The 23,702-nt window shown below is 71.1% G+C and carries 17 protein-coding genes; 9 read left to right on the forward strand and 8 right to left on the reverse strand.

From position 1 onward, the window contains the following. Nucleotides 1–41 precede the first annotated feature (41 nt). Nucleotides 42–1,859 (reverse strand): glycoside hydrolase family 3 N-terminal domain-containing protein, encoded by a 1,818-nt coding sequence (locus B1729_RS00720; protein ID WP_163630151.1) that lies wholly within the window; start codon nt 1,857–1,859, stop codon nt 42–44. Nucleotides 1,860–1,930: 71 nt separating this feature from the next. Next, nucleotides 1,931–3,235 carry an MFS transporter gene (locus tag B1729_RS00725; RefSeq protein ID WP_163616065.1) on the reverse strand — a complete coding sequence of 435 codons (1,305 nt, stop codon included), beginning with the start codon at nt 3,233–3,235 and terminating at the stop codon, nt 1,931–1,933. Between the two features lie 162 nt (nt 3,236–3,397). Between B1729_RS00725 and B1729_RS00730 the strand changes: the two genes are divergently transcribed. Further along, nucleotides 3,398–4,678, forward strand: coding sequence for a TetR/AcrR family transcriptional regulator (locus tag B1729_RS00730; protein ID WP_345770798.1), 1,281 nt, complete (start codon nt 3,398–3,400; stop codon nt 4,676–4,678). A 161-nt stretch (nt 4,679–4,839) separates the two neighbouring features. On the opposite strand, the gene recQ is transcribed toward B1729_RS00730, so the two are convergent. Together recQ and B1729_RS00740 are read right to left on the reverse strand one after the other, a co-directional pair. Continuing rightward, nucleotides 4,840–6,849, reverse strand: a complete 2,010-nt coding sequence (recQ, locus tag B1729_RS00735) for a DNA helicase RecQ (protein ID WP_163630155.1) — start codon at nt 6,847–6,849, stop codon at nt 4,840–4,842. Nucleotides 6,850–7,102: 253 nt separating this feature from the next. Next, nucleotides 7,103–7,639 (reverse strand): DUF1697 domain-containing protein, encoded by a 537-nt coding sequence (locus B1729_RS00740; RefSeq protein WP_163630157.1) that lies wholly within the window; start codon nt 7,637–7,639, stop codon nt 7,103–7,105. A gap of 245 nt (nt 7,640–7,884) precedes the next feature. Here B1729_RS00740 and B1729_RS00745 point away from each other — a divergent pair, with 245 nt between their 5' ends. Next, nucleotides 7,885–8,757 carry an SDR family oxidoreductase gene (locus B1729_RS00745; RefSeq protein ID WP_163616058.1) on the forward strand — a complete coding sequence of 291 codons (873 nt, stop codon included), beginning with the start codon at nt 7,885–7,887 and terminating at the stop codon, nt 8,755–8,757. A gap of 65 nt (nt 8,758–8,822) precedes the next feature. On the opposite strand, the gene B1729_RS00750 is transcribed toward B1729_RS00745, so the two are convergent. Further along, a complete protein-coding gene (locus B1729_RS00750) occupies nt 8,823–11,459 on the reverse strand; it encodes a DEAD/DEAH box helicase (protein ID WP_163630179.1) in 2,637 nt (878 codons plus the stop codon). A gap of 183 nt (nt 11,460–11,642) precedes the next feature. Next, the gene (locus B1729_RS00755; RefSeq protein WP_163630159.1) at nt 11,643–12,482 is read right to left on the reverse strand and encodes an SGNH/GDSL hydrolase family protein; all 840 of its coding nucleotides are present in this window, start codon (nt 12,480–12,482) and stop codon (nt 11,643–11,645) included. Between the two features lie 173 nt (nt 12,483–12,655). Between B1729_RS00755 and B1729_RS00760 the strand changes: the two genes are divergently transcribed. After that, nucleotides 12,656–12,976, forward strand: a complete 321-nt coding sequence (locus tag B1729_RS00760) for a GNAT family N-acetyltransferase (protein ID WP_163616054.1) — start codon at nt 12,656–12,658, stop codon at nt 12,974–12,976. A 13-nt stretch (nt 12,977–12,989) separates the two neighbouring features. Continuing rightward, the gene (locus B1729_RS00765; protein WP_163616052.1) at nt 12,990–13,982 is read left to right on the forward strand and encodes a pirin family protein; all 993 of its coding nucleotides are present in this window, start codon (nt 12,990–12,992) and stop codon (nt 13,980–13,982) included. A gap of 129 nt (nt 13,983–14,111) precedes the next feature. Here B1729_RS00765 and B1729_RS00770 read toward each other — a convergent pair whose 3' ends face one another. After that, on the reverse strand, nt 14,112–17,033 hold the full coding sequence (locus B1729_RS00770; protein WP_163630161.1) for a S8 family serine peptidase: 2,922 nt from the start codon (nt 17,031–17,033) through the stop codon (nt 14,112–14,114). 236 nt (nt 17,034–17,269) lie between these two features. Here B1729_RS00770 and B1729_RS00775 point away from each other — a divergent pair, with 236 nt between their 5' ends. From B1729_RS00775 to B1729_RS00795, 5 genes are all read left to right on the forward strand, one after another. Beyond that, the gene (locus tag B1729_RS00775; protein ID WP_163630163.1) at nt 17,270–17,821 is read left to right on the forward strand and encodes an ECF transporter S component; all 552 of its coding nucleotides are present in this window, start codon (nt 17,270–17,272) and stop codon (nt 17,819–17,821) included. A gap of 96 nt (nt 17,822–17,917) precedes the next feature. Next, the gene (locus B1729_RS00780) at nt 17,918–19,807 is read left to right on the forward strand and encodes an ABC transporter ATP-binding protein (RefSeq protein WP_163630165.1); all 1,890 of its coding nucleotides are present in this window, start codon (nt 17,918–17,920) and stop codon (nt 19,805–19,807) included. Next, nucleotides 19,804–20,655, forward strand: coding sequence for an energy-coupling factor transporter transmembrane component T (locus tag B1729_RS00785; RefSeq protein ID WP_163616045.1), 852 nt, complete (start codon nt 19,804–19,806; stop codon nt 20,653–20,655). Before B1729_RS00780 ends, B1729_RS00785 begins: the two co-directional genes overlap by 4 nt. 72 nt (nt 20,656–20,727) lie before the next feature. Further along, nucleotides 20,728–21,603, forward strand: a complete 876-nt coding sequence (locus tag B1729_RS00790; protein WP_163616043.1) for a siderophore-interacting protein — start codon at nt 20,728–20,730, stop codon at nt 21,601–21,603. An 80-nt stretch (nt 21,604–21,683) separates the two neighbouring features. After that, nucleotides 21,684–22,211 carry an ECF transporter S component gene (locus tag B1729_RS00795; protein ID WP_239525567.1) on the forward strand — a complete coding sequence of 176 codons (528 nt, stop codon included), beginning with the start codon at nt 21,684–21,686 and terminating at the stop codon, nt 22,209–22,211. A 183-nt stretch (nt 22,212–22,394) separates the two neighbouring features. Here B1729_RS00795 and B1729_RS00800 read toward each other — a convergent pair whose 3' ends face one another. Further along, complete coding sequence (locus B1729_RS00800; RefSeq protein ID WP_163630166.1) at nt 22,395–23,558, reverse strand: acyl-CoA dehydrogenase family protein; 1,164 nt, start codon at nt 23,556–23,558, stop codon at nt 22,395–22,397. Nucleotides 23,559–23,702 lie beyond the last annotated feature (144 nt).

The following is a 23,702-nucleotide window of genomic DNA, read 5'->3' on the forward strand; positions in this document are numbered from 1 at the left end:
TGCCGCGCCGCGGCGTGCGGCGCGGCATCCGTGTCAGCGGGTCAGAGTGACAGCCCGTGGCCGAAGCGAAACAGCGGGTCGGCGGTGTCGAACGGGACGTCGGGACGGGATGCCTCGACCGCCGCCATCGACGACGGGATGTCGAACGGCAGTTTGCCCTGCGCGGGTGCCGCGCCGCTCAGCACGTCGAGCAGCGCCGCGCCGCTCGCACCCCAGTTGCCGACCACCGCGTGCGCGGTCTCGACGACGGGGCCGAGGAGCGCGGGGCGGTCGAGGAACACGTCGACCACCGTGGGCACCGCCGCGGCGATCTCGGCGATGCGGGCGAGCACATCGGCGGGGAACTCGAGCGAGCCGGCGTGGAAGAAGTTCTCGAACGTCGTCTCGCGCTGCTCGAACGGCGCCTGCAGGCGCAGGATCGCAACATCCGCCTCGGCGGGCGACGCGACGATCTCGCCGTACGCCGCCGCGATCGCGGGCGCGATGCCCTCGACGTAGAGCTTCGCCCCGCGCGCGAACGGCAGCACCGTGCGATTGGACAGCACCGTGCGGTTGGACAGCACCGTGCGGTTCGACAGCACGGTGATCGACGCGCGCTGCGCGGCGTCGCCTTCGGCGCGGAACTGCGCCGAACCGACGATCGTGTCCGCCGCTTCGGCGTCGACGTACGCGTTCTCGAACAGGCCGAGGGCGAACTTCTCGCGCAGCAGGCGACGCGCCGACACGTCGAGGCGCTCCTCCGCGATGCGGCCGTCGGCGACGAGCTCGAGCAGCAGCTCGGGGCACGCCTCGCCGCCGAACTGGTCGGCTCCGGCATCCAGGATCTTCTCCATGCGCTCCGCCGGCGTGAGGTGCTCGACGCCCCACGCCCGGGCCGGGAACGGCTGGCCGAAGATCGCGGCGTCGTTCACGAGGCCCCAGTCGGTGCACACGATGCCGTCGAAGCCGTAGCGCTCGCGCAGCAGCCCGGTGAGCACCGACTTGTTGAAGCCGAAGCCGACCTCCTCGTACTCGGTGCCGACCGGCATGCCGTAGTACGGCATGACCTGGCGGACGCCCGCCTCGAACGCCGCCTCGAACGGCTTGAGGTGCAGCTCGAACTGCCCGCCCGGGTAGACCTGCTCGCGCCCGTAGGCGAAGTGCGGGTCTTCGCCGTCCTTCTGCGGGCCGCCGCCGGGGAAGTGCTTGACCATGGCCGACACCGCACCGGGACCGAACGACTCGCCGTTCTGGAACCCGCGGATGTACGCGGCGCCGAGCTCGCCCGACAGCTCCGCGTCCTCGCCGAAGGTCTGCAGTGCCCGCGACCAGCGGGGCTCGGTCGCGAGGTCGACCTGCGGGTGCAGCGCTACGCGGATGCCGACCGCGGTGTACTCCTGGCGCGCGATGTCGCCGAACCGCTCGACGAGCGCCGCGTCGCGCGTCGCGGCGAGGCCGAGAGCGTCGGGCCACTGCGAGAACGGGCCCGCGAGCATCGCCGCGCCGGGATTCTCGGTGAACGAGTGGCGCGGATCGGTCGAGATCGTCACGGGAATGCCGAGGCGGGTGGATGCCGCGAGCTCCTGCAGCTTGTTGTGCCAGCGGGCGATCGCACCTGCGGTCGGCGCGACACCGAGCAGGTTGAAGTGGGTCATGCGCTTCTCGACCACGTACTCGCGGTTCGACGGCAGCCCGAACACCGGGTCGGCCTCGGCGAGCTCGCCGTCCTCGCCCATGGTGATCATGGTCTGGAAGAAGAGGCCCGCCTTCTCCTCCACGGTCATCGCGGCGAGCAGCAGCTCGACGCGCTCGTCGACGGGCAGGCTCGCGTCGAGCCACGGCCGGCTCTCAGCGGATGCCTCGGCCGAGGCTGGGCCCACGCGCCCGGAGGCTCCGGGCGACGCGCCAGCAGCGCCTGGAGGGGGCGTGGGGACCGTGATCGTTGTGTCAGTCACTTCACTCCCTTGATGCGGTAGACGAGGATCGCGCCGGCGAGGGCGACGAGCGCGCCGAAGAGGTAATACGTGGTGTAGCCGCCGAGCGAGGTGGTGGCGCCGATCGCGATGATTCCGGGCGCGATGGCGGGGGCGATCGACTGCGGCAGCGCGTTGGCGATGTTGAGCACGCCGAGGTCCTTCGCGGTGTCGTCGGGGTTCGGCAGCACCTCGGTCGCGAGGGCGAGGTCGACCGACAGGAACGAGCCGGCGCCGAGGCCGATGATCGCCTGGGCGACGAGGACGACGGCGATGCTCGGCGCGAACGCGAGGGTCACGAGCCCGATCACCATGATGATGCCGGCGAGCGCCACGAACGGGCGGCGCTTGCCGATCTTGTCGGACAGCACGCCGCCGAGCGGGCCGGAGATCGCCATGGCGAGCATGGACGCGAGGTTGGCGACGAGGATCGTGGAGATCGCGGTCTGCTCGTCGAGACCGAACTTCTCGGTGAGGTAGAAGGGCAGGAAGGTCGCGATGCCGGCGTAGCCGAACATCACGAGGAACTTGGTGAGCCAAGTCCAGCCGAAGTCGGGGTGCTTCCGCGGGTTGAAGACGAACGAGCCGAAGAACTGGCCGACGGTGAACTTGTGCGCCGGCTTCTCGTCGAGACGGCGGTCCTTCAGGACGAGGACGAACAGCACCGAGAGCACGGTGGCGATGGCGGCCGGCACCACGAAGCGCGCGAAGTCGTCCGACAGGAAGTTCACCAGGAACGAGCCCGCGAGGATGCCGAGGGGCGTGGTCAGCCCGATGATGCCCGACACCTTGCCGCGGCCGCTGACCGGCACCTGGTCGGGCAGCGTCGCGTTGGCCGCCGCCAGGACCGCGTTCATCGAGGTCTGCACCAGGCACCAGGCGATGAGGACGACCCAGACCGAGTTCGCGACGCCGATGAGGGCGAACCCGCCGAGTCCGACGAGCGTGCCGCCCAGGATCCAGGGCCGACGCATGCCGAAGCGCGACGTCGTGCGGTCGGACAGGCGGCCGGCGAGCGGGTTCGCGATGAGGGCGAACAGCGCGCCGACACCCATGATCAGGCCGAGCTGCGCCGTAGCCTCTTCGGGCGTGGCGGTGATGTGCTGCACCTTGAACGCCATCGACACGAGCACCGGCGTGAGCAGCGCGAGATAGACGCCGAAGTTGACGGCGGCAAGGCCGGGTGTGTAGCCGCGCGGGGTCTTGTCGGGCGTGGTGCCGGGGGCCTTGAAGCCGGTCGTGCCGGCGGCCGCGATCGTCGCGGCGGGCGACAGCTCTGTCATCGGAGTCCTTTCTCGGGTACGACGCGCATCGGCTCCGACGCGCGTCACTGGACGACGATACATGAATCTCGACCGATTGGTAACTGAAACTAGACCGAATGGTAAGTCGGCGTCGATAGGATGAATGCACAACGGCGAGACGCGGAGAGGCGGTGCCACGACGTGACCATCACTGCGGCGCCGGGCGCCATCCGCACCGCGCGCACCGAGCGGACGCGAGCCGCCATCGTGGCCGCGGCGCACGAGGCTTTCGTGACGCGGGGGTACCGCGCCACCTCGCTCCGCGATGTCGCCGCCGCCGCAGGCATCAGCCACCCGGGACTCCTCCGCCATTTCGCGACCAAGGACGAGGTGCTCGCCGCCGTCGTGGATCTCTTCGAGCGCGACAACGAGCGGGAGCTGCTCGAGCGGATGGCAGCGGAAGACCCGGGAACCCTCGCGTACAGCGAAGTCGCACGGCGCAACGAGACCGTGCCCGGGTACCTCGCGCTGTTCGCGGCGCTGACGGGCGAGGCATCCACCCCTCGCCATCCCGCGCACCGGATCATGCGCGACCGCTACGCGCGCCTGCGCGACCAGTCGACCGACGCGATCGAGGAAGCCATCGCTCAAGACACGGTCGCCGCCGACCGCGACCCGGCGGGCGAGGCGGTGCGCGTCGCCGCCGCGTGGGACGGGTTACAGCTGCTGGCACAGTACCTGCCCGATCGCGTCGACATCGTCGGGGCACTGGAGACCCACGAGGGATCACTCGCCCTCCCCGTCGGCTGGCGCGAGCCCGACGGACCTGCCCCGACCGACACCCCGGCCCCGGTGCCGTCCATGCCCACGTTCATGCCGGCCGACACGGAATCGCCGCTGGGCTACCGGGTCGGGCGCGAGCGCCGCGGCCTCATCCTCGACGGCGCGACCGCACTCTTCGCCGAGGAGGGGTACGGGGACACCAGCCTCCGCGACATCGCGGAGCGCGTCGGCGTCTCGAAGTCGACGCTGCTGCACTATTACGGCTCGAAGGAGGAGCTGCTCAGCGCCGTGCTCAGCCACCGCGATCGCCTCATCGAGTCGCGCGACTCGTATGCGCCCGCCGACCGCGCGGCCGACGAGCTGCGAGCCCTCTCTCGCGGCGCGACGGAGAACGCCGCGAAGGCGCCGGGTCTCATCGAGGTGTACGCGGTGCTCTCGTGCGAGGCCGTGCCGGCCGACCACCCGGCGCATGCGTACTTCGAGGAACGCTTCCGCGGGGTCGTCGACCACTTCGCGGCGCTGTTCCGCGCGGCTCAGGAGGACGGCGATCTGCCCGTACACCGCGATCCCGAGTTCGAGGCGGTCTGGCTCACCGCGCTGTGGGACGGGCTGCAGTACCAGTGGCTCTACGACCGCGACGCGGTGGATGTCGCAGCCCACCTCGACGCCCACCTCGACGACGTGCTGCCGCCGGCCTGACGGGGCGGCGCGCGACCCGGGCGTGCGAAAAGACACGGGTGCCTGGGACCAGCACCGCCGACGCCGGCGTGGCAGCGGATGCCCGGGCGAGACGGCCACTTCACCGGCCAGGTGCGGTTCATCACGGCGGGCGGTTGCGAGCTGAGGACCGGCGGCCCAGGTCAGGCGGCGGCGATCACCCCGAGCACGGCCTCGCCGTACGCCTCGCGCTTCTTGGCGCCGATGCCGGAGACGCCGTCGAGGTCGGCGAGGCTGCCGGGGCGGCGCTCGGCGAGGGCGCGCAGCGTGGCGTCGCCGAAGACGATGTAGGCGGGCACACCCAGCTCCTTCGCGACGCCGGCGCGCCAGGCGCGCAGCGCCTCGAACAGGCCGAGGTTCACCGGGTCGAGGTTCTCGGGAGCCGTGCTCTTGCGCACGCGGGCGACCCCGCCCGACCGGCCCATGACGTCGCGGCGCAGCGGCACCGGAGTCTCACCGCGCAGCACGCCGCCGGCAGGCTCACCCAGGGCGAGCGTGCCGTACTCGCCGCGGGCGACCAGGATGCCGCGGGCCAGCAGCTGCCGGATGACACTGCGCCAGTCCTGCTCGCTGAGGTCGGCGCCCAGGCCGTAGGTCGCGAGCTTGTCGTGCCCCTGCTGGCGGACCCGGTCGGTGGACCCACCGCGCAGGATGTCGATCAGGTGACCGGCGCCGAACGCCTGGCCGCGCTCGCGCTGCAGCCGCACGATGGTCGACAGCAGCTTCTGCGCCGGCACGAGGCCGTCCCAGGTCTCGGGTGCTTCCAGGCACGTATCGCAGTTGCCGCACGGGCCGGACGCCTCGCCGAAGTAGTCGAGCAGGTTCTGGCGGCGGCATCCGATCGTCTCGCACAGGGCCAGCATGGCGTCGAGATGCTGCCCGAGACGGGTCTTGAAGGCGCGATCGCCGGGCGACTGGTCGATCATGCGGCGCTGCTGCACGACGTCGCCGAGTCCGTAGGCCATCCAGGCGACGGATGCCTCGCCGTCGCGGCCCGCGCGACCTGTCTCCTGGTAGTACCCCTCGACCGACTTCGGCAGGTCGATGTGCGCGACGAACCGGACGTCCGGCTTGTCGATGCCCATGCCGAACGCGATGGTCGCGACCATGACGACGCCGTCCTCGCGGAGGAACCGGGACTGGTTCGCGGCTCGCGTCTCGGCCGGAAGCCCTGCGTGATACGGCAGCGCGTCGATCCCCTGGGCCGAGAGGAACTCGGCCGTCTGCTCGACCGACTTGCGGCTCAGCGCGTAGACGATGCCGGCCGACCCCACGCCCTGCGACCGGATGAAGGCGACGAGCTGGCGGCGCGGGTCGGACTTCGCCTCGATGCGGTACTGGATGTTGGGCCGGTCGAAGCTCGACACGAAATGCAGCGCGTTCGGCAACTGCAGCCGTTCGGTCATCTCGCGGTGGGTCGCGGGCGTCGCGGTGGCGGTGAGGGCGAGGCGCGGCACGCCGGGGAATCGCTCGGCGAGCGCGCCCAGCGCGAGGTAGTCGGGCCGGAAGTCGTGGCCCCACTGCGACACGCAGTGCGCCTCGTCGATCGCGATGACACTGAGCTTTCCGCGCGCCAGGAACCGCAGCGTGGTCTCGGTGTTCAGCCGCTCGGGCGCGACGTACAGGAGGTCGAGCTCGCCGGCGAGGTACGCGCGTTCGACGGCGGCGCGCTCGGGCGGCGCCTGCGTGGAGTTGAGGTAGGCGGCGCGCACGCCGTTCGCGACGAGCGCGTCGACCTGGTCGTGCATCAGGGCGATCAGCGGGCTCACGACGAGCCCCGTGCCCGGGCGCACCAGTGCCGGCACCTGGTAGCAGACGCTCTTGCCGCCGCCGGTGGGCATGAGCACCACGGCGTCGCCGCCGGAGACGACCTGATCGACGATCGCGGCCTGCTCACCGCGGAATGCGTCGAACCCGTAGACCTCTCGGAGCACGGTGCGCGGGTCGGCACCGGTGAAGTCGCGCCGCGGACCGGCACCGGCGAACGGGTCGAGGTTGGTCGACGACCCTCCCTGCGGGTCGGGCGGCGGCTGCCAGCCGTCCTCCGGGGGCGCCCACGCGTCGTCCGGCGGCGGGGCGTCACCGAACTCGGAAGGCAGGAGGCCGGGCTCCCACGCGAGGTCGGCGTAGGGGTCGCCCTGCGGGATGGTCACCCGTCCCAGCGTAGCCGCGGCATCCGACGCCGTCCTCGCCACGAGAGCTCCGGCGGAGAACCCCGCGGCGTTCCGACCGGCGGCCCGGCTGGGGAGGAGCCGCTCGCCCGGCGGCGTACTCAACCGAGGAGCTCGCCGCGACGCCGGACCGAATCGGCGATCCTCAATTGAGGAACTGAGCCCGGATGCGGAACGAAACGCGCGGCATGTTCCGCATCTCGGCGCAGAGCCTCAGCTGAGGAACGCCCGTCGCTCAGGACCACTTGGCGGCGATGGCGGCGATGACCGTGAGGTTGCGGTTGGTCGCGACGCCGAGCAGCTTCGCCGCCCCGAGCGGATCGACGCTGCCGGCGTCATACCCGGGCCCGAGCAGGGCGTGCGCGACGCGGCCCCGCACCACCATGCCGCCGACCGGCGTGGCGAGCGCTTCGACTCGGGCCACGACGTCGGGGGGCAGCTCCTCCTTGAGCAAATAGACATAGTGCCGCTGGAGCCCCGGGCGTTCGGCGCTGAGCTCCGCCGCCTCGCGCGCGATCGCGGCGATCTCCGCGGTGATGAACACCATGGTCGGCACCTCGAAGCCGCGGTCGGCGGCGAAGGCATCCTCGAGCGCCTTCTCGATCTTCGCCCGCGAACGCATCGCCGTCGTGAACCTCACGTTGCCGGTGTTGATGTGCGTCTCGACATCGGTGAACCCGAGGCTCTCGACAACCCGCCGGATGTCCTCCTTCGCGAACTTCCGCACGGCGCCGAGGTTGATCGCGCGCAGGAACGCCACGTAGGTCGGCATTACGCCATCATCCCGGATGCCCCGCATCGGCGCCGCACCCGTGCTCCAGGGATCCCGTGGAGAGGTGGCGGCGGATCCGTTATCGTCTTCGTCATGCAATGCCTGTGACCCGCCTTCGTCACCATCCCGTCCGTCGCGATCCGCGCGGACATGATCCGGACGCCCCCACGCCCCACTCGTCGCTTCGCGCTGCGCGCAGCTGCGGCAGGGTGAGCCCACAGTCCGGCGTCCTTGAAAGGCACCCCATGCTCTCCTCCACGTCCCTGCCGCTGCGCGGCAAGACCGCCCTCGTCACCGGTGTGTCACGCCGGCGCGGCATCGGCTACGCCGTCGCGACGCAGTTCGCACGGCTGGGCGCCGACGTCTTCCTCCACCACTTTCGCCCGCATGACACGCGCCTCCCTTGGGGCGGCGACGACCTCGACGCCGTGCGCGAGGGTCTGCGCGCCGAGCTCACCCCCGGCGCGCAGCTCGGCGACATCAGTGCCGACCTGCGGGAGGCGGCATCCGTCCCCCTCGTCGTCGACGCGGCGCGGGCCCTCACCGGCCGGCTCGACATCCTGGTGTGCAACCACGCGCAGTCGGGCGACGACGGGTCGATCCTCGACATGACCGCCGAGCGACTGGACGCGTTCTGGCAGACCAATGCCCGTTCGACGATCCTCCTCACCCGCGAGTTCGCCGCGCTGCACGCCGGCGACGCGATCGCCGCCCGGCCCGGTGAGCGCGCGGAGCGTCGCGGCCCGTTCGCCGAGCCGGTCGGGCGGGTGTTCTGGATGACGTCGGGGCAGATCCACGGCCCGATGCGCGGCGAGGTCGCGTACGCGACGAGTAAGGCGGCGCTCGCGGGCATCACGAAGACCGTGGCGGCGGAGCTGCTCGATCTCGGGATCATCCTCAACACGATCGATCCAGGCCCCGTCAACACCGGCTACCTCGACCCGGAGACGACCGACCGGCCGCTCGAGGAGATCGAGGAGTGGATGCGGGCGACCCCGTTCGGCCGCTACGGCGAGCCCGCCGATCCCGCCCGCCTCATCGGCTGGCTGGCGACCCCGGAAGGCTCATGGGTGGTCGGCCAGGTGCTGACCTCGGACGGCGGCTTCGGCCTGGGCTGAGCACCCCGCATCCGGCCCCCGGCATCCGGCAACCGGACCGCGCGGCCGCGGGGGCGTCGCCGGGGCTACAGCCGGACGACCTCGGTCACGCGCACCACGGCGGTGCCGGACTCCTCCGAGGCCGCCAGGTCGACGACGGCGTGGATGCGCCAGTCGTGGTCGCCGGCCGGGTCGTCGATCGTCTGCTCGACGCGCCAGACACCGGATGCCGCGGCATCCGTCTCGTCCACCGTGACGAGTCGCGGCGACCGGGCCGCTCCGCCCGTGAGCATCTCGTCGTGGTCGTCGAAGTAGGCGTCGAGCGCGGCGGGCCAGTCGACGTCGGGGTCGAGCTCGGTGAGCTCGTCGTCACGCTGCAGCGCGGCGAGCTGGATGCGGCGGAACAGCTCGTTGCGCACCAGCACGCCGAACGCGCGCCGGTTCGTGAGCACCGACGGCGGAGCGGGCGGCACGACCGGGGCCGACGGGTCGGCGACGGGGTTCACCAGCGCCTCCCACTCGTCGACGAGGCTCGAGTCGACCTGGCGCACCACCTCGCCGAGCCACGCGACGAGGTCGTGCAGGTCTTCGGTCTGCGCCTCGGCGGGCACCGTCTGGCGGATGGCGCGGTACGCGTCCGACAGGTACCGCAGCACGAGCCCCTCGCTGCGGGACAGCTGGTACAGCGAGATGAGCTCCGAGAACGACAGCGCCCGCTCGAACATGTCCCGCACCACAGACTTGGGCGAGAGCTCGAAGTCGCGGATCCACGGCTGGCTCGACGCGAACACCTCGTATGCCTGCGTCAGCAGCTCCTCGAGCGGCTTCGGGTAGGTGACGTCCTCGAGCAGCGCCATGCGCTCGTCGTACTCGAGGCCGTCCTGCTTCATGCGGGCGACCGCCTCGCCGCGCGCCTTGTACTCCTGCTGCGACAGGATCTGGCGCGGGTCGTCGAGCGTCGCCTCGATGACGCTCACCACGTCGAGCGCGTAGTGGCCGGTGCCGACGCCGCCTGCAGAACTCCACCGATTCGCGTCGATCGAGCCGAGATCGGCCGAATCCCGCTCCAGACCGCCCGAATCCGTGGAGTTCTGCCGGGCAGCCGGCGGATCCTCGGGGTCCAGCAGGCCGATCGCCGCGAGCGCGAACGGCGACAGGGGCTGGTTGAGCGCGAAGTTCGGCTGCAGATCGACGGTGAGACGGATCTGACTCCGGATGCTCCCCACGCCCGCAGCGTCCGGATTCTGGCTGCGGTCGATCTCGACCACCTCGGCGGCCAGCAGCGTGCGGAAGATCGCGATCGCCCGGCGTGCGAGCTCGTAGCGCCGCGGGCGCGGCTCGTGGTTGTCGAAGACGAGCGAGCGCACGTGCTCGAACACGTCGCCGCCGCGGCCGATGACGTTGATGAGCATCGCCGCGGTCAGCGACAGCTGCGGCACGAGCGGCTCGGGCTCTGCCTCGACGAGACGCTCGAACGATCCGAGACCCCAGTTGACGACGCCCGTCGGCGCCTTCTTGCGCACGATCTTCTTGCGCTTCGCGGCGTCGTCTCCGGCCTTGCGGAGTGCCGCCTCATTCTCGATCTCCCACTCGGGTGCCATCACGACGACGGTGCCCGAGGTGTCGTAACCGGCGCGGCCCGCGCGGCCGGAGATCTGGTGGAACTCGCGCGCCGAGAGCTGGCGCATCTTCGTGCCGTCGTACTTCGAGAGCGCCGTGATCATCACCGTGCGGATGGGCACGTTGATGCCGACGCCGAGGGTGTCGGTGCCGCAGATCACGCGCAGCAGTCCGCGCTGCGCGAGCGTCTCGACGAGGCGCCGGTAGCGCGGCAGCATGCCGGCGTGGTGCACGCCGATGCCCGCTCGCACGTACCGCGACAGGATGCGACCGAACGCCGTCGTGAAGCGGAACCCGCCGATCGCCTCGGCGATGGCATCCCGCTGCTCCCGCGACACGATGCGGATCGACGACAGCGCCTGAGCCCGCTCCATCGCGGCGGCCTGCGAGAAATGCACGATGTACACCGGCGCCTCGCCGGTCTGCAGCAGCTCCTCGACCGTCTCGTGCACCGGGGTGCGGGCGTAGGAGAAGTGCAGCGGCACCGGACGGTCGACCCCGGTGATCCGCGAGACGGTCCGACCGGTGCGGCGCTCGAGGTCCTCGGCGATCGCGGTGACGTCGCCGAGCGTCGCCGACATGAGCACGAACTGGGCGCGTGGCAGAAGCAGCAGCGGCACCTGCCACGCCCACCCGCGCTCGGGATCGCCGTAGTAGTGGAACTCGTCCATCACGACCTGGTCGACGCCGGCTCCGGCGCCCTGGCGCAGTGCGATGTTCGCGAGGATCTCGGCGGTGCAGCAGACGATGGGCGCATCCGGATTCACCGACGAGTCGCCGGTGACCATGCCGACGTTCGCCGCGCCGAAGATGTCTACGAGCGCGAAGAACTTCTCGCTGACCAGCGCCTTGATCGGCGCCGTGTAATAAGTGCGTCCGCCGCGCGCCACGCACGCGGCGTGCGCGGCGACGGCCACCAGCGACTTGCCCGTGCCCGTCGGCGTCGACAGGATCACGTGCGAGCCCGACACGATCTCGATGACCGCCTCGTCCTGCGCGGGGTACAGGGCGAAACCCTCATCGGCCGCCCACTCGACGAACGCGTCGTAGAGCGCGTCGGCGTCGGGTGATCCGGATCCGGATGCCGCAGCCGCGGTCGCGATGGTGTCGAGGAGCGTCACCGTCCGAGTCTGCCAGGTCGCGGCATCCGCGCCCGTGTCACGAAGTCCGCCGAAGCGGGCCCGTTCGGGGACGCGGAGACGAGGGACGCCGCCACTCGGGAAGCGGTGGCGGCGCCCGACGACTCAGACGAAGGCGGATGCTGCGGCGCTGCCGCCGCAGCTCGTTCAGCGTCCCAACTGCTCGAGGATGACGTCGGTGTAGGCGGCGTACCCCTCGTACGTCGGGTGGAGGTAGCCCGCCGGGTCGCCGACCGGGTCGGTTCCGAACCACGGATCGCTGGGCACACCCGGCACGAGCTGCACGCCGTGCCCCGCGAAGGCGTCGACCACGTCCACGTAGACGACATCGACACCACCGGCAGCAGCGGTGGCGACGGCGGCCTGGATGGCGGTGTTGAGCGCGTCGGTCGCACCATTCACCGCGGCGACGAGCGCGGCGAGCTGAGCGAACTGCGGTAGGCCCGGCGGCGACTCGAGCAGATACGGGTAGCCGGTGACGACGATCGTCGCGTCCGGCGCGCGTTCGGCGATCGCGCCGATCAGGGACGTGAGCGGAGCGACGATCCCCGGTGCCGAGGTGACGGCGCTCTGGATCGCGGTGAGGCAGGGCGCTGGATCTCCGCCGGCAGCGGCGATCGAGCAGGTCGCGTAGACCTGATCCAGACCGAGGTCGTTCGCGCCGACAGTGAGCGTCACGACAGTCGTCCCGCGGTTCAGCTGCGACAGCTGAGACATGGTGTCCGCGATCGTCGCGCCGCTGCACGCGGCGTTGCGCAGCAGGTTGAACTTGGGCTCCTCATCGAGCTGCGCCGCGTAGCCGCCGTCGGTCCGGACGCATTCGTCCAGCGGGGCGCCACCGCCTTGGCCCGCGGCGATCGAGTCGCCGAGAGCGACGTGCTTGGCGACCATGAGCGGTGAGGCCATGGCGGGCCCGGCCGCACCGGCTGCGAGCATGCCCGCTCCGAGTGCGACGGCCGCGAGCGCGGCCAGTAGACGTCGTTTCATGATTCCCCTTCGATTCCCTGACAGGATCGATTCCCCCGAATCGAACCGCGCACACCGCGGATGATGCCGACGATAGACCTGTGGCATCCGTCCCGCCAGGGGTGCGCGTGCACTCCCGCTGGCGGAATCACGCGGCGGGCCCGTACGTTGAGAGCGACGACGGAAGGATTACTGTGACCGACACTGACGCGCAGCCCCTCGTGACGCGCAATGAAGACGACCGCCGCTACGAGGTGCACGTCGACGGCGTGCTCGCGGGATTCACCGTGTTCCGCGCCGACGCGCGCGGACGCCTGCATTTTCCGCACACCGAGGTCGACCCGGCCTTCCGCGGCCGCGGCCTCGCCCAGGCAGTCGTGGGCGAGGCGATGACGGATGCCGCGCGCCGCGGTGAGACCGTCGTGCCGCATTGCCCTGTGGTGGCGAAGTATCTGCACGAGCACGAGGTTCCCGGGCTCACCGTCGAGTGGCCCGACCAGCCGCACCCCGAGTGAGAACGGCGTCGCCATGACCCGGCTCGACGCCGACGACGCGGTCGCCACCGAATCGGCGGTGGAATGCGCGGGCCCTCGAACACTGCTGATCGAGACGCGCGAGGTGCCGCTCGGCGGGGTGCGCGCGATGTCGGTGCACCGCTCGCTGCCGCAGCGTGATCTGCCGCTCGTGGGCGCGTGGTGCTTCCTCGACCGGTTCGGACCGCAGCAGACGCGCATGCGCGTCGAGCCGCATCCCCACATCGGACTGCAGACCGTCACCTGGCCGTACGAGGGCGAAGTGCGCCACCGCGACTCGGTCGGCAGCGATGTCGTCGTCCGCCGGGGCGCGCTCAACCTCATGACCAGCGGCGCCGGGATCGCTCACTCCGAGTACTCGCTGGGCGAGGATGCCGCTCCCTTGGACGCCCTGCAGCTCTGGGTCGCCCTGCCCGAGGTGCGGCGTCACGGCGGCCCTGCCTTCGAGCAGCACGCGGTGCTCCCCGAGGTGACGCTGCCCGCGGTGGCCGGGACGGCAGGCGCAGCGACCGTCGTGCTCGGCGAACTGGCCGGGGTCGCCTCGCCCGCGACCGTCTATACGCCGATCGTCGGTGCCGAGGTGCGGATCCCCGCCGGCGCGACGGTGCACGTGCCACTGAATCCTGCATGGGAGCACGCCCTGGTCGCGGTGTACGGCGAGGCGGCGATCGCGGGCGAGGAGGGGATCGCCGACGCGGTCGCGCTCGACGCCGCCCACCTCATGTATCTCGGCACCCGCCGCGAGGACGTCGTGATCTCGAGCGCCGCGGGCGCGACGCTCTTCCTCCTCGGCGGCGAGCCGTTCGAGGACGACGTCGTGATGTGGTGGAACTTCGTCGGCCGCTCCCACGAAGAGATCGTCGAGGCGCGAGAGGCCTGGGAGTCCGGAGCCGAGCGCTTCGGTCACGTCGTCGACCACGGCGACGAGCGCATCCCCGCCCCGCCGATGCCCGCCGTCCGGCTCACGCGCCGTCGCCGCCGGCTCTAGCCGACCCGTCCGGGGGTCGCGCCCGCGGCGCCCGCCCGCGCCGCGGCCCCCCAACGCCCGCTTGCGCGGGTCCCGCACACGCAAGAGGCGCCCGGGCCGAAACCCGGGCGCCTCTCCTTGCTGGAACGGTTACGGTACGTCGACCGAGACGACGGTGCGCACCTGCGAGTCGCCGTAGCGGACGACGCCGAGGTAGTTGCCGCTCTCGAGGCCCGACCACGACAGGTTGAACTCCGTCGGGGTCGCCTCGGTCACCGGCAGCGGGCTCGGGGCTGCGGTGAGCGATCCGAGTCCGCCCGGCGTGACGACGGCCGACGTGGCCTGCCAGGTGAACGGCTTCGTGTAGGAGTACACGTGAGCCTCGACGAGGTAGTAGCCCGGAGTCGGCGCGATGAGCTGCACCGCCTCATCGGCCGCGGAGGACGCGGACTGCCAGCGCTCGTAGTACCGCAGGTCGGTCGGGCTGACCACGCGGTAGACCGAGAGGTCGAGGTCCGAGTTGGTGTCGTCGGACGAGTCGAGCGCGAAGCGCGCCAGCTCGGTTCCGGCGGTCACCTGGACCACCTCGTACGAGTACCCCTCGTCCGCGGCGCCGGTCGTCTCGGTGCCGTCGATCAGCACGTCCTCGGCCGCGAGGCCGGCGACGTTCAGCGCCAGTTCGCCGGTCAGACCGGGGGTGATCTCGATGTCGACGCTGCCGTCGGCACCACTGCCCTCGACGTCGGCCGGAGCCGCTGCCGTGACCGGGAACACCGCGATCGGCGACCGCACCTCAGTGGCGCCCGACGTCCAGGTGAGGAACCCGGTGGTCCACTTCTCGACGGCGGCGTCGGTCTTGGTGAGCGACACCGTGAACGACTTGGTCTCGCCCGCTGCGTCGAAGGTCAGCGTGCTGGGCTCGACGGTGACGTCCATGCCCGGAACCTCGGCCGTCGCGGTGAACGTGCCTGCCTGCGTCGAGGTGACCGAGCGGGTCACCGTCTGCGGGCCGGGGAACGTGCCGACGCCGATCGATGCGAGGTTGAGATCGCTCGGGTCGCTCGGGTCGACGTCCTCGAACAGGTCGTCGCCGAGTGCACCCTCGAGGTACGACGCCCAGTCCTCGGCACCGTTGAGGTACAGCAGGCCCGGGTTGAAGTACTTCGTGGGGTCGACGTGACCGGCGCCCTGCGCGAACGGGTCGGTGTTCTCAGAGCCGTCGGCGTTGACCGTGTTGTAGGCGGTCGTCATGAGCGCCGACTTGACCTCGGCGGGCGCGGCCAGCGGCTTCTCGCCGAGGTAGAGCGCACCGAGACCGGCGACCTGCGGCGACGACATCGAGGTGCCCGACTTGAAGCCGAACGTCGGCGCCTCCTGCGGACCGTTGTGGGTCGCCGCGAGGATCGCGACACCGGGAGCCGAGACGTCGGGCTTGATGACGTCCGCGCCGTCGGCGAGCATCGGGCCACGGCTCGAGAAGCCGGCGACCTGCGGGGTGGGCGTCACCTTGCCGGTGACGTTGTCACCGACGAGCGTCGCGGTGGCCCCGGCCGTCTTGCGCACGTAGTCGAGCAGCGCCGTGCGGTACTGCGCGTCGATGTGCACGGTCGGCACCGAGTGGAAGTCGTTGTCGAGCGAGCCCGGCGTCACGTTCACGAGGATCATGCCGGTACCGCCCGCAGCGGCCACTTCCTGCGACTTCTCCACGCGTGCGTTGGTGCCGCGATCGCAGACCACGAACTTGCCGGCGACCTTGGCCGGGTCGAGCGTTCCGAGGAAGCAGAGCGCCGCCTCATTGGGAGCGGCTCCCGCCTTCGCGACGTCGCCCGCGTACACGACCGGACCGGTGAGGCTCTGTCCGAACGGGACGCTCACCGATGCGCCGGCGGCCTGGAAGCCGTTCGGCAGCTGGACGGTGCCCTCGTAGGTCGGGATGGTGGATGCCGCGACCGTGGTGTACCACGGCGAGGCGTGGTCGGCCGTGACGGCACCAGGACCGTCGTTGCCTGCGCTCACCGCGACGAACACGCCGGCGGCGGCCGCGTTGAAGAACGAGATGTCTTCGGGCTGGAGCACGGTCTTGGCCGAGCCGCCGCCGATCGAGTAGTTGATCACGTCGACGCCGTCGGCGACCGCCGTGTCGATCGCGCCGAGCAGGTCGCTCAGGGCGCAGATGTCGTCGGTGGTGACGAGGTCGTCGGGGCCGACGTAGCAGGCCTTGTACGACGCGACCTTGGCCGCGGGCGCGACGCCCGAGACCTCGCCGAAGCCGATGCCCTCGACCGATGCGGCCACGCCGAAGTTGCCGGCCGCGGTGCTGGCGGTGTGCGAACCGTGGCCGTCGCCGTCACGCGGCGACAGGAAGTCGTAGCTGAAGTCGAAACCGGCAGCCGCCGCACCTTCGGCGAAGTACTGCGCGCCGATGAGCTTGGTGTTGTAGAGATCCTTCGTCCAGCCCTGGTCCTCCGCAGCAACACGACGGGCGCGGTACTCGTTGCCGTCGGCCTTGGCGAAGACGACCTGGTCGCGGTTGACATACGGCGCGGCGCCGGCCTTGCCGGTGAGCCTGTCACCCGCGAACAGCGGGTTCTCCGGCGCGATGCCGGTGTCGACCACACCCACGACGACACCCTTGCCGGCCTCGCCGACGCCGCCCACGGCATCCCACACGCCGCCGGTGCCGGCGTCGCCGGAGCCGAGACCGAGGAACTCGGTGGAGGGGACGGCCGCGTTCGGGTGACGGATCTCATCCGGGAACACGCCCAGCACGCTCTTGTCGCCCGAGAGCTTCGCCACCTGAGCGGCGTCGAGGTCGGCGCTGAAGCCGTTGAGCGTCACCTGATACGAGACCGCAGGCGTCACGCCCGCGGTCTCGGCGACAGCCTGCTGCTCCTTCTTGAGGTGCGCCACGTACTTCTGCGAGCTGGCGGAGTGCGCGTCGAGCTGCTTGCCCTTGTCGGGCTTGGTGCGCTGGATGCCGGTTTCGCCGCCTTCGTAGGTCGCCAGGGGCGCATCCTTGAGCATCACGATGTAGCGGCCTGAGGGCGAGTCGATCGGGATGGGGTTCTTCACCTCCCCGGGTACAGCGCCGAAACTTGCTGTGGCAGTGCCCGTGAACAGTGCGGCGAGTGTGACGACCGCGGCTGCTCTTAGGGAGGATCGACCCATCTGTGGCCTCCAGGTTGATTGCTGGGGAGTGCTGCGCCGCTTCGTTGGGGCGCAGCGACCTCAAACGTAACTGTCAGGGGAATCTCAGTAAATGAGAGCTTTGTGAGAAACGTTCCACTTCGTCCCAGTAACCTGGGCAGGTGGCTGCCCGAACCCGGATCTCGACGAGCGTTCTGCTCACCTGCGCCGCCATCGGCGTCGCGACCGGCGTGCTGCAGGCGGGTGCCGGCGCCATCAGCGGATTCGTGTCCGCGGGCGCGCCGATCCTCTACGGCCTGGTGCTCGGCGTGCACGTGCTGCCCGGCGTCGTCGCGCAGGAGCTGCTCCGCCGACCGTGGGTCGCGCTCATCACCCATCTCGTCGCCGCGCTCGTCGCCAGCGCCGTCGTACCGCTGTGGATCGGCCGCTACATCGGCACCGCGCTCCTCATCGGGGCGCTGCAGGAGCTGATCGCCGCCGCCTCCCGCTACCAGCGGTGGGAGCCATGGCGCTTCTTCCTCTCGGCGGTGATCGTCGGTGCGGTCATCGCCGTCGCGATCTGGTTCGCGGCGGACGTCACGCGCTTCCCGCTGTGGGGACAGATCGTCTACGTCGCCCTGTTCATCGTCGGCCCTGTGGCCTGGACGGGGGTGGGCCTCGCGATCGGCGCTGCACTGCGCCGAGCCGGTGTCGCACGCCGCAGCCGCAGCTGAGGCATCCGCTCCGCCCATATACGCGGAACTCGACGGATTGGTGGGCGGCGGGAACCCGGGTAAGTTAGGGAAGGCTAAGTTTCCCTCGACGATCGGATGGCCGTGTCCTCTGCCGTGCCGCTGCTGCGGGTGCGCGAGCTCGGCATCACCCACGACGGCGAGACCACGCCGGCTCCGGCATCCCCCCAGTCCCCTCCACTCGCCGCTGGCGCGTCGAGCGGAGCCTCCGGCCTGGTGGGCCCAGTGTCATTCGATATCGCTCCCGGAGAAGTGGTGCTGCTGCTCGGCCCCAGCGGATCGGGCAAGTCGACGCTGACGCTGGCGTTGAACGGCCTGCTGCCGCAGGCGGTGCCGGCGGACGTCACAGGCTCCGTCGAGGTCGATGGGCTCGACACGCAGACGACTCCGGTGGCGGAGCTCAGCACCCGGGTCGGCATGGTCTTCCAGGACCCCGACGCCCAGCTCGTGACCGGCACGGTGCTCGACGAGGTGGCGTTCGGACCCGAGAATCTGCGGATGCCGGTCGCCGAGGTGCTGGCCCGCGCCGAGGACGCCCTGCGCCGCGTCGGCCTCTGGGAGCGGCGGTCCGAGAACCCCGACCGGCTGTCGGGCGGCGGGCGCCAGCGACTCGCCATCGCGTGCGCGCTCGCGATGGGATCGCCATTGCTCGTGCTCGACGAGCCCACCGCGAACCTCGACCCGGCCGGGATCGAGGAGGTCTACGCCGCACTCGCCGAGCTCGTCGCGGCCGGCGATCGCGCCATCCTGCTGGTCGAGCACAATCTGGACGCGGCCACCGGCTTCGTCGACCGGGTCGTCGTGCTCGATCACGACGGTCACCTGGCAGCGGACGGCAGCATCGACGAGGTGCTGCGCGGGCGCGCCGAAGACCTGCACGCCATGGGCGTGTGGCTGCCGGTGTCGACGATCGCCGCGCTGCGGCTGCGCCGCGCCGGCTTCGCACTCGACCCCCTCCCCCTGACACCGGACGAGCTGCGTGCCGCCCTGGAGGCGGAAGACCCACCCGTGGGCACCGCGCCCCGGTCGTTGAGCGAGCGAGGAACGAGCGAGACGAAACGCGCCGAACCCGCGTCCATCGTCGGTCCGGGGCGTTTCGACTCGCAGGCTCGCTCAACGACCGGTTCCGGTGCTCCTCTCATCACGGTTCGGAACCTCACCCTCCGCCGCGGGCGCAACGAGGTGCTGCACCGCGTCGACCTCGACGTCCCCCGCGGCGCGTTCGCGGCCGTGGTGGGCGCCAACGGCGCCGGCAAGACGAGCCTCATCCAGGCCCTCGCCGGCGTGGTGGCGCCGCCCAAGGGGACGGTGCACGTCGACGGGCTCGACATCGGCCGCGCGGATGCCCGCACCCTGAGCGCCCGGATCGGCTTCGTGTTCCAGAACCCGGAGCACCAGTTCATCGCGCACACCGTGTTCGACGAGATCGCCCACGGTCTCCGCCGGCTGCACCTCCCCGACGACGACGTGCGCACGCGCACCCTCGAGCTGCTCGAGCGGTTCGGGCTCGCCGGCAAGGCAGACAGCCACCCTTTCCTCCTGTCCGGCGGACAGAAGCGGCGACTCTCGGTCGGCACGGCACTGGTCGCCGGTGCGCCGGTGCTCGTGCTCGACGAGCCGACCTTCGGCCAGGATCGGGCCCGTGCCGACGAGCTGCTCTCGCTGCTGTCGGAGCTCAACGCCGAGGGCACCACGATCGTCGTGGTGACGCACGACATGCAGCTGGTGACGGACTACGCCGACCGCACCGTCGTGCTGGCCGACGGCCGGGTGCTCGCCGCGGGGCCCACCGCCGGGATCTTCGCCGACGACGCGCTGATCGCCCGCGCGGGCCTGCGCCCGCCGCCGCTGCGCCGCGCGCTGCAGGGCGTGCAGCGGCATCCTGAGCTCTCCCGTGTCGCGCGCCTCGCCGACCTTCCGGGCGCCGCTCGCCCGGTTGCACCGCACGCCACCGGAGGGGCGGCATGACCGACACCGGCCCGCTCACCGCGGCGACGGCCACGCACTCGTCCGTCGATCCGTACGCGCCGCGGGTCGCGGCATCCGGGATCCGCTTCCTCTACGGGCTCAACCCGCTCGCGAAGCTGGCCGCGCCGCTGCCGGCGATGGCTCTGCTGGTGTTCGTGAGGGATGCCGCAACCCCTGCCGCGTTCCTGCTGCTCGCGTACGCGGTGCTGCTGGTGGGCGTCGACTTCACCCGGCGGCTGGCGGCGGTGCTCTTCCTGGCGCTGCCGGTCAGCGCTGTCGTGATCGGCTTCGGGTTCGCGCTGTGGACCGACGCGTCCCGCGTGGACCAGTCCGTCGTGGTGTGGCAGATCGGCGGCTGGACCATGTACGGCGGCGCGCTGGCCGTCGGCGCAGCCACGGGCCTCCGGCTGTCGGCGATCGTCGCGCTCACGCTCATCGCGGGACTCTCGACCACCGGGCCCGACCTCGTGCGGGCGACCGTGCAGCAGCTGCGCGTGCCGTACCGGATCGGCTACACGGCGCTGGCCGCCTTCCGCTTCGTGCCGCGGTTCGGGCACGAGCTCGACGTCATCCGCCAAGCCCACCGCGTGCGCGGCGCCCACGGCGGCCGGGGCCCGCTGGCAGCGGCCGCGCGGTGGTTCGGGTATGTCGTGCCGCTCATGGCAGGCGCCATCCGTCATGCCGAGCGCGTCGCCCTCGCGATGGACGCCCGCGCGTTCGGCGCGCACCCCGACCGCACCGAGCGGTACATCGTGCCGTGGCGCGGCCGCGACACCGTGTTCATCATCGCGTTCTGGGCGGTCTCGGCTGCACTGTTCACCGCTTTCTTCCCGTGGGGTCTGTCATGACCCTCGCCACCCCTGCCTCTCGCAAGATCCCTGCCGTTCTCGACACCCCCGCCGTCAACAAGGAGCACTGACATGGCCCCGGTCCCCCGACTCGTCAAGCCCGACACCCAGGGCCTCGTCCACCTCCAGGTGCTGCGCACCGAGCGTCTCTCACCGCACTGGATGCGCGTGACGCTGGGCGGGGGCGAGATCGATCGGTTCCGCCCGATGGGGTACGACCAGTGGTTCCGCCTCTTCCTCCCGCTCGGCGGCGACGAGGGCCTCGATCGCCTCCCCGCGAAGGCGAACAAGATGTTCGGGTACCTCAAGTACCTGCGCATCCCCGACGGCGTGCGACCGGTCATGCGCAACTACACGGTGCGCGCCTATCGCCCCGCGACGGCTGACGCCCCCGCCGAGATCGACGTCGACTTCGTGCTGCACGGCTCGGCCGCCGACGGCACGGCGGGTCCGGCGTCGCGGTGGGCGGAGTCCTGCCGCGCGGGCGAGAGCGTCGTCATCATCGACGAGGGCCTGACCTTCAACCCCGACCGCGGCACGGATCGGGTCGTGCTCGTCGCCGACGAGACGGGTCTTCCCGCCGTCGCCGGCATCTGCGCCTCACTGCCGGCGCACGCGACGGGCATCGCGATCGTCGAGGTGCCCTCGTCCGAGGACGCGCTGGACTTCCCCCGGCCCGACGGCCTCACGGTGAAGTGGATCGTGCGCGATCACGACGTCGCGGCGGGAACCCTCGCACTGCAGGCGCTGAAGCAGGCATCGCTTCCGGATGCCCCGTTCCATGCGTACACCGTGGGTGAGCAGGCTCTCGCGACCGAGGGCCGCCGGCACCTCGTCGGCGAGCGCGGCGTCTCGAAGGACCACGTGAGCTTCTGCGGCTACTGGCGCATCGGAACCGCCTCGCCCGCTCCGAAGTCGCAGCGCGCCACGGCGGAGGCCCACTCGTGAGCGGTGCGGACGAAGCGGCAGCCGTCCCGGCCTCGCCGGCCCCCGCACCGACGCGAGGGCGCGCACGGAACCGCGGCCGCGTGACCACCGCGTACCTGCTGACGTGCGCCGCGATCGGCGTCGCCGGCGGCGTGATGCTCTGGGGCGCCGGCTGGATCTCGACGGTGCTGTTCGCGACCGTCCCCTTCATCTCGGTCGCGATCGCCGGCCTATGGCTGCTCCCGGCGACCGTCGCGCTGCGGCTGCTCGAGCGGCCCTTCGCCGGCATCCTCGTCGGCGTCATCTCGGGGCTCGTGGTCTTCCCGTTCCTCGGCGCGGCCGTGTGGTGGGCGTTCTTCGCCGAGCTGGCGTTCCTGGTCGGCCTCTACCGCTTCTGGCGCACCTGGCAGTACTACGCCGGCGCGGTGTTCGTCGGAGTCGTCTACCCGATCTTCGCCGCGGCGTCGTTCAACCTCGCGGCCATGCCGCTCTGGACCCTCGTGACGTTCTTCGCCCTCACGATCGCCAGCTGCGTCGCGGGCGTCGCGCTCGGCATCCTCGTCGCCGACCGCCTGCGCAAAGCCGGCGTCGCGAAGCTCGCCCGCCGCCGCCCGGCCCTCACCCCCTGAGCTCCGCCGCCTTCCGCCCCTGAGCGCTGAGCTCCGCAGTCGCCTTCCGCCCCCGGTGCGCCGCGCGACGGGCGGTTCGTGACGCCGACACCGGCGCGGTGAATGCGGGGATGAACGACGGATGCCGCGGCCGGCACCCTCGCGAGAGGGCCGGGGCCGCGGCATCCGTCGTTCAGAACCGGGTCAGCGCTTGCCGGCGATCTGACGGCCGACGATCTCGCGCATGATCTCGTTCGTGCCGCCGTAGATGCGGTGCACGCGCGCGTCGAGGAACGCGCGGGCGATCGGATACTCGGTGATGTAGCCGTAGCCGCCGTGCAGCTGCACGCAGGTGTCGAGGATCTCCCACTCGCGTTCGGTCGTCCAGAACTTGACCTTCGCCGCCTCTTCGGCCGAGAGCTTGCCGTCCTTGTAGGCCAGGAGCGCCCGGTCGAGGTACGCCCACATCACGTCGACGGTGGTGGCGACATCTGCCAGCTTGAAGCGGGTGTTCTGGAAGTCGATGATCCGCTCGCCGAAGGCCTCACGGCTCTTCGTGTAGTCGACGGTCCAGGCCAGGGCCGCCTGCGAGGCGGCGCCCGCGGCGATGCCGATCGACAGGCGCTCGAGCGGCAGGTTCATCATGAGCTGGATGAAGCCCTGCCCTTCCTTGCCGCTGATGAGGTTCTCTTCGGGCACGAACACGTCGCTGAACGACAGCTCGGCGGTGTCATGGCCGTGCGAGCCCATCTTGTGGAGCTTCTTGCCGTGGTCGAAGCCGTCCATGCCGTTCTCGATGATGAGCAGGCTGAAGGCGTCGGGGCGGTTGCCCTCACCGGTCTTGACGAAGGTGACCACGATGTCGGCGGTCTTGCCGCTCGAGATGAAGGTCTTGGCGCCGTTGACGATGTAGCCGCCCTCGACCCGCTTCGCGGTGGTCTTGATTCCGCGCAGGTCGCTGCCCGCGCCGGGCTCGGTCATCGCGAGCGCCCCGAGGACCTCGCCGGTCGCCATGCGCGGGAGCCACTTCTCCTTCTGCTCCTGCGTGCCCATATGCACGATGTACGGCACGGCGAGGTCGTCCTGGATGCCGAACGCGCCGGCGAGCGATCCCGCGCCGGCGCCGATGACCTCTTCGTTCACGATGGTGCGGAAGCGGTAGTCCTGGAGCATGCCGGCGCCGCCGAACTCTTCGGGCACCGAGAGGCCGATCAGGCCCGACTCGCCGGCCGCGAGCATGGTCCCCCGGTCGATCTCGCCCTCGGCGTCCCAGCGCTCGCGCGCCTCGTTCGTCGCGTAGCGCTTGACGAACTCCTTGACGACGTCGCGGAACGCCTCGTGATCCTCGTCGTAGATGTCGCGCTCCATGGTGCGCCTTCCTCTCGTCGGTCTTCTCTTCGCTGAGCTCGAGTGTGTGGAGACGATCCCCGGTTGGAATTGCATCTCACCGCTTATGGTACTCAGTTTCACCGAACGGATGCCGCGATCCCGGCGCCGACGACGCGCTCGGGG

This window comes from Microbacterium sp. B35-04, assembly GCF_010634885.1.
In the GTDB taxonomy this organism is placed as follows: Bacteria; Actinomycetota; Actinomycetes; order Actinomycetales; family Microbacteriaceae; genus Microbacterium.